Here is a 13,362-nt window from a genome sequence, read left to right on the forward strand (position 1 = left end):
TTTCTGGTGATGGTCCGGTAGACAAAATCCCCTATAAACGCAAGCCGCTCCGGACTTTCCCGCGCGCCTGGCGACAGTGACCCAAGGACGAGTTAAGTGAGCGTCGAACGCTACAATCCGCGCGAAATGGAACCCAAATGGCAACAGGTCTGGGATCAGGCCAAGAGCTTTGTCACCAGCGATGATGACCCGCGCGAGCCCTATTACGTCCTCGAAATGTTCCCCTACCCGTCGGGACGCATTCACATGGGCCATGTGCGCAATTATTCCATGGGCGATGTGGTGGCGCGCTACCATCGCGCCAGGGGCAAGAATGTGCTGCATCCCATGGGCTGGGATGCCTTTGGCCTGCCGGCTGAAAACGCCGCCATCGAGAACAAGACCCATCCGGGTACCTGGACCCGGGCCAATATCGCCTCGATGAAGGCCCAGCTGCAATCCATGGGTCTGGCGATCGACTGGACCCGCGAGATCGCCACCTGCGAACCCCAATATTACCAGCATCAGCAGGCCATGTTCATCGACATGATGGCAGCAGGCCTGGTCACCCGCAAGCAGTCCAAGGTCAATTGGGACCCCATCGACATGACCGTGCTGGCCAATGAGCAGGTCATTGACGGCAGGGGCTGGCGCTCCGGCGCCCCGGTGGAACAGCGCGAGCTGACGCAGTGGTTCTTCAAGATTTCAGACATGGCCGAGGATCTGCTGGCCGGCCTCGACACGCTGACCGAGTGGCCCGAAAAAGTGCGCACCATGCAGCGCAACTGGATCGGCAAATCCGAAGGCCTGCGCCTGAAATTTGCCCTGGTCGACAGCAAGGGCACCGACGCGACAGCCATTGAGGTGTTCACCACCAGGCCTGACACCATTTTTGGCGCCTCGTTTATCGCCCTGTCAGCGGACCATCCGCTGACGACCCAGCTGGCCAGCGCCAATGCGGCGCTGACCGACTTCATTGCCGAGTGTCATGCCCAAGGCACGGCCACCGAAACCCTGGAAAAGGCCGAGAAAAAGGGCGTTTTCACGGGACTGCAGGTCCAGCATCCAGCGATCGAGGGCGCCACCCTGCCGGTCTATGTCGCCAATTTTGTGCTGATGGATTATGGCACGGGCGCAATTTTCGGCTGCCCGGCACATGACCAGCGCGACCTGGACTTTGCGCGCCGCTATGATTTGCCGGTCAAGCCGGTCGTTCTGCCGCCCGACGCCAATGCGGACAGTTTTGCGGTGACCAACGAGGCCTTTACCGATGCTGGCACCATCTTCAATTCCGGCTTTCTCGATGGTTTGAGCATTGATGCGGCCAAGCAGGCGGCAGCCAGCCATTTTGCGGCCCGCACGGTTGATGGCCAGCCGCAAGGCAAGGTCGAGATCAACTACCGCCTGCGCGACTGGGGCGTGTCACGCCAGCGCTATTGGGGATGTCCCATTCCGGTGATCCATTGCGAGGTCTGCGGCACGCTGCCCGTGCCCAAAAAGGACCTGCCCGTCGTGCTGCCCGAGGATGTCAGCTTCGACAAGCCCGGCAATGCGCTGGACCACCACCCGAGCTGGAAGCATGTGAGCTGTCCGCAATGCGGCGGCGAGGCGCGGCGTGAGACCGACACCATGGACACATTTGTCGATTCGTCCTGGTATTACACGCGCTTTACCGCACCGCATGCCGCCACCCCGACCGTGCCCGCGATCGCCAATCGCTGGCTGCCGGTGGACCAGTATATTGGCGGTGTCGAGCACGCGATCCTGCATCTGCTGTATTCGCGCTACTTTACCCGCGCCATGAAGGCGACCGGCCATGTCGGGCTCGACGAGCCGTTCAAGGGCCTGTTCACCCAGGGCATGGTAACCCACGAAACCTATAAGTCACCCACGGGCGACTGGGTCGCCCCGGTCGACGTGGCGGTGGAGACGTTTGGCGAAGGGCGTCGCGCCCGGCATTTGAAATCGGGCGCCCCGATCACCATCGGCTCGATCGAAAAGATGAGCAAATCCAAGAAGAACGTCATCGATCCCGACGAGATCGTCGCTACCTATGGCGCCGATACCGCGCGCTGGTTCATGCTGTCGGACTCCCCCCCGGAGCGCGATGTGCAGTGGACTGAATCGGGCGTCGAGGGGGCCAGTCGCTTCCAGCAACGCATCTGGCGTCTGGTGGGCGACACCATCGAAATCATCAAACAGTCTTCTGGTGTTGTTCGTGAAAAAGACGACAATGAAGGCCTGGCGCTGCGCAAGGTCATTCACCGCGCCGTGCACAATGTCGGCAACGAGATCGAGGGCCTGCGCTTCAACCGCGCCGTCGCCCAGATCTATGAGCTGACCAATGCCCTGGTGCGCGCGTCCGGCATCTGCGCCGTGGCCCCGGCCAGCCGCCTGGCCGCGCTGGAACTGGGTGTTACCCACCTGATCCAGCTGATCGCCCCGATGATGCCCCACCTGGCGGAAACCTGCTGGGAAGCGCTGGGTCAGCCCGGCCTTGTGGCCGACGCCCGCTGGCCGGAGGTTGATCCGGTCATGCTGGTTGACGACGAGGTAACCCTGCCGATCCAGGTCAATGGCAAGCGCCGCGGCGAAATTACCCTTGCCAAGGGCATGGCGGCCGCCGAAGTCGAGAAACTGGTCTTGTCTATGGACGAGATTGTCCGCATGCTGGACGGCAAGGCTCCCAAGAAGATTGTCATCGTCCCGGACAGGATCGTCAATGTCGTGGTCTAAAGCGCTCCGTCACTCGGTACTGGCCGGAATTATGCTGAGCCTGCCCGTCGCCCTCGGCGCCTGCAGCTTTTCGCCGGTCTATAGCGGCACTCTGGCCGCCCAACCGGGCCTCAACCTGGCCTATGCCAAGCCCACCAGCCGGCTGCAGCAGATCATCTATCAGGAACTGGCGCTGCGCTTCGGCCGCTCCGATAGTCAAACCGCGCCTCTGGTGACCGTCAGCGCCATCGGCAGCGCTGCGGAGATGATGGTGACACCCACCACCAACCCGGCCAAGCCACTCATGGTCACCGTCACCGCCACACTGACGATCACCGCGCGCGATGGCAGCGATACCCCGCCCAGAAGCTTCACCCGCAGCGCCACCGCGGACTACACGCGCTCAGGCCAGGTGATGGCAGACAATGCCGCCGCCGAGAATGCGGCCGAGCGCGCCGCCAGGAGTGCGGCCGAATCACTGCGACTGGCCCTGCTGGCAGCGCTGAGCCGCTGATGACGGCGCTCAAGGCCCATGAGGTGGCGCGCTTTGTCACGCGTCCCGATATCGCCGACGGTATCTTTCTCGCCTATGGGCCCGACGCCGGCCTGGTCCGCGAGACCGCGCAGCGGCTGATTCGCAAGCTGAGCGGCGACGACCCCGACGCGGCCAGCATCGTTACACTCGATGGCGCGACGGTCGACGCCGATCCCTCCATTCTGGCTGTCGAAGCCAAGACCATTTCGCTGTTTGGCGGCAAACGCATTGTGCGGGTGCGCGGCGCTGGCAAATCGCTGGTGATGACGCTGACCGAACTACGCGACAACCTGCAGGGCGCGGCCATCGTGCTTGAAGCCGGCAATCTCCCTCCCAGAGACGCCCTGCGCGCCCTGGTGGAAGCCGCCAGGAACGGCCGGGCCCTGCCCTGCTATCCCGACAGCGACGAAGCGCTGCAGACCCTTATTCGCGAGACCTTCAACCAGCAGGGCATTCGCGTCGACGCCGATGTGGTGGCGCTCCTGCGCGAAATTCTCGGCAATGACCGCGAAATCACCCGCCGCGAACTGGAAAAGCTCAGCCTTTACGCGGCAACCAGCAAGCAACTGACCCATGAAGACGTGCTCCTGCTGTGCGCTGACAACGGCATGATGGTGATTGACGCCATTATCGACGCCGCCGCCGGGGGACATGCCGAAAAGCTGGAACTGGCACTCAATCGCGCCCTGTCCTCTGGCGTTGACCCGCAGCGCCTCCTGGCGATGTCCACCATTCACTTTGCCAATCTGCGGCGCTGGCGCACCGAAGTCGACGCCGGCAAGACGCCGCGCGCTGTGCTCGACGGGCAGCGGCCCAAGCCGCACTTCTCCCGCGCCGGTGCCCTTGAGCAGCAATTGCGGCTATGGTCGGACAATGCCCTGGCCACCGCCAGCGCCCGCATTCTGCAGACCACGGGCGACACCAGACGCCGCCCCGCTCTGGCGGATGCAGGCCTGCGACGCGCCTTGCTGGCGATCTGCATGATGGCGGCCGCCCATTGAGTGCGCCGGCAGCGTTTCACGTGAAACGCAGCCACAGCAAATCACCCCAGACAGCGATTAAAGGCTCACCGCGTCCGACGATGCGTGATGATCAGTTGGTGCCGGTCAGCTTGAGACAGATGCCATCGAGCTGTTCCAGCGTCTTGTAGCGGATTTCCAGCTTGCCACCACGCTCGCCATGCGCCAGCGACACTGACAGCCCCAGCGCATCGGACAGACGGCGTTCCAGCGCCACCGTATCCGCATCGCGTTCGCTGCCCGCGCCACTCGGCTTTTTGGTGCCGGCGATATCACGCTGCTGGCTCAGCGCCTCGGCATCGCGCACCGATAGACCACCCGCCACAATCTGGCGCGCCAGCGTGGCAGGGTCCTCGGCGGTGATCAGCGTGCGGGCATGGCCGGCGGTCAGCGTGCCGCTGGCCACCATTTCGCGCACATCCTCGGGCAGGCGCAGCAGGCGCAGCGTATTGGCCACATGCGAGCGGCTCTTGCCGATCACCTGGGCCAGATCCTGCTGGGTATAGTCGAACTGCTCGATCAACTGACCATAGCCCATGGCCTCTTCCAGCGGATTAAGGTCGGCGCGCTGCACATTCTCGATGATGGCAAGCTCGAGCGCTTCCTTGTCGTCCACATCGCGCACGATCACCGGCACGTCATGCAGGCCGGCGCGCTGCGCAGCGCGCCAGCGCCGCTCGCCCGCGATCAGCTCGAATATATTGGGATCCTGACTCGGCCGCACCAGCAAGGGCTGCATCACGCCCTTTTCGCGGATCGAGTTGGTCAACTCCTCAAGCTGCTCATCATTGAACGTGCGCCGCGGATTGGCGCGGTTGGCAATGATGAAATCCACCGCCAGGCGCTTGACGCCACCCGATTCGGTGACGCGGGCGCCCTCAACAATAGCCATGTCGCCAATCAGGGCGGCCAGCCCGCGGCCAAGACGTGTGGGTTTTTCGTTCATGGACGGGCTCCTATGCCGCGTTGAGCTGCCGCTCACGGCGGATCACTTCGGTCGCCAGCCGCAGATAGGCCTGGCTGCCGGCACATTTCAAATCATACAGCAAAGCGGGCTTGCCATAGGACGGCGCCTCCGACAAGCGCACATTGCGCGGAATGACGGTGTCATAAACCAGCGCACCCATTTCATGGCGCACGTCGTTGAGCACCTGTTCGCTCAGATTATTGCGCTTGTCGAACATGGTCATCACCACGCCCTGGATCGACAGGCCCGGATTAAGCGTCGACCGGATCTGCTCGATGGTCTGCAGCAACTGGCTGAGCCCTTCGAGCGCAAAAAACTCGCACTGCAGCGGCACCAGCACCGCATCGGCGGCCACCAGTGAATTGACTGTCAGCAGGTTGAGCGAGGGTGGACAGTCGATCAGGATATAGCTGACCGGCTTGTCATTGATGGTCAGATCGCCCATCTGCTTGAAGGCATTGCGCAGTTTGAAGGCACGGTCGCCATGCTCGGCAATCGTCAACTCCACGCCCAACAGGTCCATGGTCGAGGGGACGATGGCCACATTGGGAACGCTGGTCATGATCGCCGCCTCAGCGACGGTCGCTTCACCGACCAGCAGATCATAGGAGGAGACGTCGCGGTCATTGCGTGAAATGCCCAGCCCGGTCGAGGCATTGCCTTGCGGATCAATGTCCACAATCAGCACGCGCTCGCCCACCGCCGCCAGGGCGGTCGCCAGGTTGATGGCGGTCGTGGTCTTACCCACGCCACCTTTTTGATTGGCCAGTGTCAGGATACGGGGCGCCACTATCGGCCTCCAGCTCGTTCGCCGCTAACTTACTGATTTCGCGCTAAAATTTGTGAGCGTAAGCAGGACACCGCTTCGATCAGTGTCACTAGGTGTTGATACCACGTTAACATCCCAGCGCGTAAGCGTTTCCGCGACTTCTTCAACATGTTCCCCCCCTTTGTGCAGAATCGCCCGGGTTTTTGGGGTCGCGAACGGCGCCATCCAGCTGCAAAGCTGCGGCAGGGATGCCAGGGCGCGGCAGGTAATGACGTCCGGTGCCGGTGTTTCACGTGAATCAACCTGATCGCTGCGGCGGCCTTCCACCGTGATCAACAGCCCGAGCTCGCGCGCCACTGTGCGCAGAAAGCTGACCTTGCGGCCGTTGGGCTCGATCAGCGTGAAGTGGCGATTCGAGCCCTTGAGCGCAATAGCCAATGGAATCGCCGGCAAGCCGCCGCCGCTGCCAATATCCAGAAAGGACTGATCGTCGCCATGCAGCAGCTTCAACACCTGCAGACTATCGGCAAAATGCCGAGTCCAGACCTCATCGAGTGTTTCACGTGAAACAAGATTCTGCACTGCCTGCCATTTTCGCAGCAAAGCAGCATAGGATTCCAGATCGGCGGCCACGGCGTCGAGGGGCCGGGTGAAGTAAGGCGCGTAGGGCGCAATGGCAGCATAGTTGTTCATTAACTGGCCTTGCGCAGTTCGCCGCGACGAATCACCGCCAGCAGCAGGGTAACGGCAGCTGGGGTCATGCCGTCCATGGCCTGGGCCTGGGCGATGGTCTGCGGCCGGAACTGCTGCAGTTTCTGGCGCAGTTCCATCGACAGACCCGGAATGGCCGCATAGTCGATGCCGTCGGGAATCGGCTTCTGCTCATCGCGCCGCACCGCGGCGATATCATCGCGTTGCCGCTCCAGATAGACCGCATATTGCGCGTCAACCATCAATTGCTCGATCACGGGGGCGCTCAACGCGGCAAGCTGCGGCCACAGGCGCGTCACATCGGCAATACCCACATCCGGATAGGACAACAGATCAAACGCTGACCGTGACTTGCCGTCCTCGTTGACGGCGATCCCCGCCTTGCGCGCCACATTGGGTGTGACCGTCAAGCTGCCCAGCAGACTTCTGCCCTGCCCCAGCGCAGCCGATTTTTCCCCGAACTGCGCCCGGCGTTGTGGTCCTACCAGGCCAGTAGCCACCCCCAGCGGTGTCAGCCGCTGGTCGGCGTTATCGGCGCGCAGATGCAGCCGGAACTCGGCGCGCGAGGTGAACATGCGGTAGGGCTCACTGACCCCCCTGGTCACCAGATCATCAATCATCACGCCGAGATAACTCTCGGTGCGCGACAGCACCAGCACATCGCGGCCCAACGCTGCCAGTGCCGCATTGGCGCCGGCCAGCAGGCCTTGTGCCCCGGCCTCTTCATAGCCCGTCGTGCCATTGATCTGGCCCGCCAGATAAAGCCCCGGCTGCCGCTTCAGCTCCAGCGTGGCCCGCAGCTCGCGCGGATCGACATAGTCATACTCGATGGCGTAGCCGTGCTGGATGATGCGGACATTCTCCAGCCCGGGCATGGTACGCAGGAACTCGTCCTGCACTTCCGCCGGCAGCGACGTCGACACGCCATTGGGATAGACGGTCTGGTCATTCTGCCCTTCGGGCTCGAGGAAAATCTGGTGGCTGTCGCGGTCGGCAAAGCGAACAATCTTGTCCTCGATGGACGGGCAATAGCGCGGTCCCCGGCTCTGGATGCGCCCCGAATACATCGCCGAGCGGTGCACATTGGCCGCGATGATCGCGTGGGTTGCCGCCGTTGTGCGGGTGATATGACACGGCACCTGCCGCGTGGTGATGGCCGTGGTCAGCGCGGAAAAAGGCTCAGGCGGATTGTCCCCCGGCTGCTCCTCGAGCACGGCATAATTGATGCTGTCACGGTCGAGGCGCGCCGGCGTCCCCGTCTTGAGGCGTCCCAGCGTCAGGCCAAGCGTCTCAAGCCGCGTAGACAGACCCAGAACGGGCTTTTCGCCAAGGCGGCCAGCGGGATAGCTGTGATCGCCACTGTGAATGAGACCGCGCAGGAAGGTGCCGGTGGTCAGCACCACCGCCTTGCTGCCGAACCGCCTGCCGTCCAGCAGGCGCACGCCACTGACCACGCCATCGGTCACCTCGATATCGTCGACCTCGCCTTCGATGACGTCAAGATTGCTCTGCCCGGCAATGGCGACCTGCATGGCCTTGCGATAGAGCTGGCGATCCGCCTGGGCCCGCGGGCCGCGAACGGCGGGACCCTTGCGGCGATTGAGCACGCGGAACTGGATGCCGGCAGCGTCGGCGACATGCCCCATCAACCCGTCCAGCGCGTCGATCTCGCGCACCAGGTGGCCCTTGCCGAGCCCGCCAATGGCCGGATTGCAGCTCATCTCGCCGATTGTCGCGATCTTGTGGGTGATCAAGGCGGTCGGAACACCCAGGCGCGCGGCGGCCGCCGCCGCCTCACAGCCAGCGTGCCCGCCGCCAACGACGATCACTGCATAGTCAGTCATGGCTCTGATCTCCAGACGCGCTCAATAGGCCAATGTTTCACGTGAATCAATTCCGCGCGGCCACAACACTGTTTCACGTGAATCATTTGCCGATGCAGAAACTGGCAAACAGCCGGTCCAGCACGCGCTCGGCGTCGATCCGGCCAATCAGCCGTTCCAGGGCCTGCGAGGCAATGCGCAGGCTCTCCGCGGCCAGCTCCGGCGCCGCCAATTGTTGCTGGGCCGCTGTCAACGCTGCTATCGCTGCCGCCAGCGCCAGGCGATCCCGTTCGCGACTGATCAGAGCTGGTTCGCCGCTGGCAAGCTCCTGCCCCAGACGCTCAATTGCCGCCAGCAGCGCATCAAGGCCACTACCGCTGCGGGCGGAAACTGTCAGATCGAAGTCCCCGCTCGGGCCAAGATCGCCCTTGGTGCCAATACGCAGACTGGCCTTGCGCCGCAATGCGTCATCTTCTTCGGCAATATCTGGCGCACTCAGCCACAGCACAATGTCGGCCTGCTCGATGGCCAACCGGGCCCGCCGCACGCCCTCGGCCTCGGCCTTGCTGTCGGCATCCCGCAACCCGGCCAGATCGAGCAACACATAGAGTTGCCCGTTGATATCAAGCGGCACTTCGCGCACGTCGCGCGTCGTCCCTGCCTCGTCGGTAACAATGGCAATATCGGATCGGGCCAGCGCGTTGAGCAGACTGGACTTGCCGGCATTGGGAGCGCCGGCCAGCGCTACCCTGATGCCCTCGCGCACAATCCGGCCATACTCGGCTGAGGCCAGGGCTGCGGCAATATCGGCCTGTAGTTCCAGAATATTGTCGCCAAAGCTGTCCGGCAGTGCGTCGGCAACGTCGCCTTCATCGGAAAAGTCCAACCGGGCCTCGATTTCCGCGCGCAGATCAAGCAATTGGTGGCGCCAGGCGTCGATGCGCTGGCTCAAGCCGCCTTCAAAGCGGGCCAGCGCCTGCCTGCGCTGATTCTCGGTCTCGGCATCCAGCAGGTCGCCCAGTCCTTCGATTTCCACCAGATCGAGCTTGCCGTTTTCAAAGGCGCGCCGCGTGAATTCGCCCGCCTCTGCCAGCCGCGCGCCCAGTTTTGTCAGCAGGCGCAGAATGGCGCGGACGCCGGCGGGTGAGCCGTGCACCTGCAATTCGGCACAGTCTTCGCCGGTAAAACTGTGGGGCGCCGGGAAATAGGCCACCAGGCCACGATCAAGCAGCGAATCCTGGCCAATCGGGCGCAGAACCAGGCGCCGTGGCTCTGGAACGCCGCCGCATACGGCCTGCAGGATCTCTGGGACTCTGGGTCCGGACAGCCGGATCACGGCGACACCGGACGGCGGTGTCCCGGAGGAAAGCGCCACAATGGTATCGCCCGATCGCATCTCGATCAGGCCGAAATACGGGCGGCAGCAAACAGCGGCGCGCCCATAGTTCTAAGTGTTCATCGAATCGAAGAAGTCGGAATTCGTCTTGGTCTGACGGACCTTGTCCATCAGGAACTCCATGGCGTCGATCGTCCCCATTGGATTGAGGATGCGGCGCAGCACATACATCTTCTTGAGGATGTCGGGCTCGATCAGCAGCTCTTCCTTGCGCGTGCCCGACTTGGTGATGTCGATGGCCGGGAAGATGCGCTTGTCGGCAACCTTGCGATCGAGAATGATTTCCGAGTTGCCGGTACCCTTGAACTCTTCAAAGATCACTTCGTCCATGCGCGAACCGGTGTCGATCAGCGCCGTCGAAATGATGGTCAGCGAGCCGCCATCCTCGATATTGCGGGCGGCACCGAAAAAGCGCTTGGGGCGCTGCAAGGCATTGGCGTCAACACCACCGGTCAGCACCTTGCCCGATGACGGGACAACAGTGTTGTAGGCGCGGCCGAGACGCGTGATCGAATCGAGCAGGATCACCACGTCGTGCTTGTGCTCGACCAAGCGCTTGGCCTTTTCGATCACCATTTCGGCAACCTGCACGTGGCGGCTGGCGGGTTCGTCAAAGGTCGAGGAAATGACTTCGCCACGCACCGAGCGCTGCATATCGGTCACTTCTTCGGGCCGTTCGTCAATCAACAACACGATCAAATAGCATTCGGGGTGATTGGCAGCGATCGATTGTGCGATATTCTGCAACAGTACCGTCTTACCGGTACGTGGCGGAGCAACAATCAAGGCGCGCTGACCCTTGCCGAGCGGCGCCACCAGATCGAGCAGCCGTGCCGAACGATCCTTGATCGTCGGATCGGGCATTTCCATGCGCAGGCGTTCTTCGGGGTAGAGCGGCGTCAGATTGTCGAAATTGACCTTGTGGCGGACCGCCTCAGGATTTTCGAAATTGATGGTGTTGACCTTGAGCAGGGCGAAATAGCGTTCGCCATCCTTGGGCGAGCGAATCTGGCCTTCGACCGTGTCACCGGTGCGCAGTCCGAAGCGCCGGATCTGGCTGGGACTGACATAGATGTCGTCGGGACCCGGCAGATAATTGGCATCCGGCGAACGCAGAAAACCAAAACCGTCCGGCAGGATCTCAACGACGCCTTCGCCGGTGATGTCCACTTCCTGGGCGGCCAGTTCCTTGAGGATGGCAAACATCAATTCCTGTTTGCGCATGGTCGAGGCGTTCTCGACCTCGTGTTCTTCGGCGAACACCAGCAATTCGGCCGGAGATTTGGCCTTGAGCTCGCTGAGCTTCATATTCTGCATGTAATCGATAAACCCTTGAGGGAAATCTGGACGTGTAGTCGATCTGGGAGGGGTAGGCACCGCGCAGCGACCCGGGCGGGTCGGCTTGTGAATGGGATGCGTTGCACGCCACATAACGCGATCCGGGCGCCGTTTCAAGGATGAACCGCCATCCAAAGCGCAGATTCACGTGAAACAGCAACAGGGCCAGACCAAAACCGCAGCAGCGGCGCGATTCTCCGAGAGCCCGGCAATGCTGGAACGGCAATCGCCTAGAACGGTTTTACGATCACCATGATGACGATGATGATCGCCAGCACGAACGGAATTTCGTTGATTGCCCGGAAGAATTTATGGCTGCGCCTGTTGCGGTCTTCGGCAAATGCCCGGCGCAGCGAACCATAGAACCCTTGCACGCCGGTCAGCACGATCACACTCAGCGCCTTGACCCACATCCAGCCCTGCGAAAAGTCCACCAGGCCATAGCCAAAGGCCAGCCACAGGCCAAAGATCCAGCTGGCGATCATCGCCGGGGTGGTGATGCCGCGATAGAGCTTGCGTTCCATGGTCTTGAAGGTCTCGGACGCCTCCGAACCCACGGCCACCCCGGCGTGATAGACAAACAGCCGCGGCAGATAGAGCAGCCCCGCCATCCAGGCGATTACCGAGAGCACATGCGCCGCCTTGACCCATTCCATCACCGAAAACTCCTCAGCAGTTGCAAGGCTCTAGCCGTTCTTGACCCGGTCAATCAGCTGCGCCACATGCTCAATCGGGGTCTCCGGCACAATGCCATGTCCCAGATTGAAAATGTGCGGTCGATCGCTGAACGCGTCGATAATCCTGTCCACACGGGCATCCATCTGCGCCCCGCCGACCACCAGGCGCAGCGGATCAAGATTGCCCTGCACCGGCAAGTCCTTTGGCAGCTGCTTGCTGGCAAAATCCAGCGGCGTCGCATAATCAAGCCCCAGCGCATTGACCCCGGTTGCTGCCGCATAGCGCGCCAGATTGCCCGCCGCACCCCGTGGAAAGCCGATGATCGGCGCATTGGGCACCCTGGCCCGCACCCCCTCGACAATCCGTCGATTGGGTTCGATCACCCGCTCGTCAAAAGCGGCATCGTCCAGATTAAGCGCCCAGCTTTCAAACAATTGCACCACATCGGCGCCGGCGGCGAACTGGGCCACCAGATAGTCGATACTGGTCTGCACCAGAATATCCATCAGCTGCGCAAAGGCTTCGGGGTACCGCACCGCGAACAATCGCGCCGCCGCCTGATCGGTCGAGCCCCGACCGCCGATCATATAGGTCGCCACCGTCCAGGGAGAACCACAGAAGCCGATCAGGGTCTTTTCAGGTGCCAGCGCCGCTTTGAGTCCCTTAAGGGTCTCCAACACTGGCGCCAGATGATCGAGGGCGCGCTCCGGCTGCAACGACGCAATGCTGGTTTGATCCACCGGATCCAGGATCGGTCCTTCGCCTTGTTCAAAGCGGACTTTCTGGCCGAGTGCGTCGGGGATCACCAGAATATCGGAGAACATGATCGCTGCATCGAGATCGAACCGGCGCAGGGGCTGCAGTGATACTTCAATCGCCAGCTCTGGATTGTAGCAGAGTTCGAGAAAGCTCTTGGCCTTGATCCGGGTCTGCCGGTACTCAGGCAGATAGCGTCCCGCCTGGCGCATGATCCAGATGGGTGGCCGTGCCTGACGCTGGCCAAGCACGGTGTCGAGCAAAGGTTTACCGGTCACGTTTGACTCCTTCCAAAACCCCTAAAGAGTCTTTCTGACTTCGTATTTGTATTATCATGACGGTGTTTTGCGGCAATTCACGCGCTTCCACAATCACCATGGCTCGTGGCACAAGCGCGCAGCGTGATGGTTAACACTATGTTAACACCGTCGCGGCGGGCTGGTGGTAACCGGTCCTTAACACTCCTTAACGAAAGCTTAACAGGCCGACTCCGGAGTCAATGATTCGCTGCGCCATGTGTACAACCGCTTGGTAAGCCGGTGGCCGCCTGACCGGGTTATCCCCAGAGCTATGCAAGGCCTGCCGCGCCGGGGCTCGAAGTCGGCGTGTTAACAATTTGGTAACCAGGTCGAACAAGTTTGCCCTTTGGTCAAAGTCATGAGTCATTGTCACAGCT

Annotated in this window: 11 protein-coding genes; 3 read left to right on the plus strand and 8 right to left on the minus strand. The window is 62.0% G+C overall.

The features are described from left to right. The first annotated feature begins 96 nt into the window (after positions 1–96). The 3 genes from leuS to holA are packed head-to-tail and all read left to right on the plus strand — an operon-like array spanning position 97 to position 4,230. On the plus strand, positions 97–2,715 hold the full coding sequence (gene leuS, locus ABFY71_RS03430) for a leucine--tRNA ligase (RefSeq protein WP_347944691.1): 2,619 nt from the start codon (positions 97–99) through the stop codon (positions 2,713–2,715). Then, positions 2,702–3,208 carry a hypothetical protein gene (locus ABFY71_RS03435; RefSeq protein WP_347944692.1) on the plus strand — a complete coding sequence of 169 codons (507 nt, stop codon included), beginning with the start codon at positions 2,702–2,704 and terminating at the stop codon, positions 3,206–3,208. The genes leuS and ABFY71_RS03435 overlap by 14 nt, the downstream gene beginning before the upstream one ends. Continuing rightward, positions 3,208–4,230 (plus strand): DNA polymerase III subunit delta, encoded by a 1,023-nt coding sequence (gene holA, locus ABFY71_RS03440; protein ID WP_347944693.1) that lies wholly within the window; start codon positions 3,208–3,210, stop codon positions 4,228–4,230. Before ABFY71_RS03435 ends, holA begins: the two co-directional genes overlap by 1 nt. 91 nt (positions 4,231–4,321) lie before the next feature. Here holA and ABFY71_RS03445 read toward each other — a convergent pair whose 3' ends face one another. The 8 genes from ABFY71_RS03445 to hemE form a co-directional block, all read right to left on the minus strand. Continuing rightward, positions 4,322–5,194, minus strand: coding sequence for a ParB/RepB/Spo0J family partition protein (locus ABFY71_RS03445; protein ID WP_305579375.1), 873 nt, complete (start codon positions 5,192–5,194; stop codon positions 4,322–4,324). A 10-nt stretch (positions 5,195–5,204) separates the two neighbouring features. Further along, positions 5,205–6,005, minus strand: a complete 801-nt coding sequence (locus tag ABFY71_RS03450) for a ParA family protein (RefSeq protein ID WP_305579374.1) — start codon at positions 6,003–6,005, stop codon at positions 5,205–5,207. 24 nt (positions 6,006–6,029) lie between these two features. Continuing rightward, complete coding sequence (gene rsmG / locus ABFY71_RS03455) at positions 6,030–6,677, minus strand: 16S rRNA (guanine(527)-N(7))-methyltransferase RsmG (RefSeq protein ID WP_347944694.1); 648 nt, start codon at positions 6,675–6,677, stop codon at positions 6,030–6,032. After that, entirely contained in the window at positions 6,677–8,539 is a 1,863-nt protein-coding gene (gene mnmG, locus ABFY71_RS03460) for a tRNA uridine-5-carboxymethylaminomethyl(34) synthesis enzyme MnmG (protein ID WP_347944695.1), read from the minus strand. Before mnmG ends, rsmG begins: the two co-directional genes overlap by 1 nt. An 82-nt stretch (positions 8,540–8,621) precedes the next feature. Then, complete coding sequence (gene mnmE, locus ABFY71_RS03465) at positions 8,622–9,914, minus strand: tRNA uridine-5-carboxymethylaminomethyl(34) synthesis GTPase MnmE (protein WP_431021501.1); 1,293 nt, start codon at positions 9,912–9,914, stop codon at positions 8,622–8,624. A gap of 51 nt (positions 9,915–9,965) precedes the next feature. Beyond that, positions 9,966–11,231 carry a transcription termination factor Rho gene (rho, locus tag ABFY71_RS03470; RefSeq protein ID WP_347944696.1) on the minus strand — a complete coding sequence of 422 codons (1,266 nt, stop codon included), beginning with the start codon at positions 11,229–11,231 and terminating at the stop codon, positions 9,966–9,968. Between the two features lie 251 nt (positions 11,232–11,482). Continuing rightward, positions 11,483–11,908, minus strand: a complete 426-nt coding sequence (hemJ, locus tag ABFY71_RS03475; protein ID WP_347944697.1) for a protoporphyrinogen oxidase HemJ — start codon at positions 11,906–11,908, stop codon at positions 11,483–11,485. 30 nt (positions 11,909–11,938) lie between these two features. After that, complete coding sequence (hemE, locus tag ABFY71_RS03480; protein ID WP_347944698.1) at positions 11,939–12,964, minus strand: uroporphyrinogen decarboxylase; 1,026 nt, start codon at positions 12,962–12,964, stop codon at positions 11,939–11,941. Positions 12,965–13,362: the final 398 nt, after the last annotated feature.

Source organism: Devosia alba (assembly GCF_039938915.1).
GTDB classification, from domain to species: Bacteria; Pseudomonadota; Alphaproteobacteria; order Rhizobiales; family Devosiaceae; genus Devosia; species Devosia alba.

What these genes read in the sequence shown, in the direction of transcription:
- ABFY71_RS03445 (WP_305579375.1), bottom strand. Translation starts at nt 5,194, where the DNA reads ATGAACGAAAAACCCACACGTCTTGGCCGCGGGCTGGCCGCCCTGATT.
- hemJ (WP_347944697.1), bottom strand. Translation starts at nt 11,908, where the DNA reads ATGGAATGGGTCAAGGCGGCGCATGTGCTCTCGGTAATCGCCTGGATG.
- holA (WP_347944693.1), top strand. Translation starts at nt 3,208, where the DNA reads ATGACGGCGCTCAAGGCCCATGAGGTGGCGCGCTTTGTCACGCGTCCC.
- mnmE (WP_431021501.1), bottom strand. Translation starts at nt 9,914, where the DNA reads ATGCGATCGGGCGATACCATTGTGGCGCTTTCCTCCGGGACACCGCCG.
- rho (WP_347944696.1), bottom strand. Translation starts at nt 11,231, where the DNA reads ATGCAGAATATGAAGCTCAGCGAGCTCAAGGCCAAATCTCCGGCCGAA.
- mnmG (WP_347944695.1), bottom strand. Translation starts at nt 8,539, where the DNA reads ATGACTGACTATGCAGTGATCGTCGTTGGCGGCGGGCACGCTGGCTGT.
- ABFY71_RS03435 (WP_347944692.1), top strand. Translation starts at nt 2,702, where the DNA reads ATGTCGTGGTCTAAAGCGCTCCGTCACTCGGTACTGGCCGGAATTATG.
- rsmG (WP_347944694.1), bottom strand. Translation starts at nt 6,677, where the DNA reads ATGAACAACTATGCTGCCATTGCGCCCTACGCGCCTTACTTCACCCGG.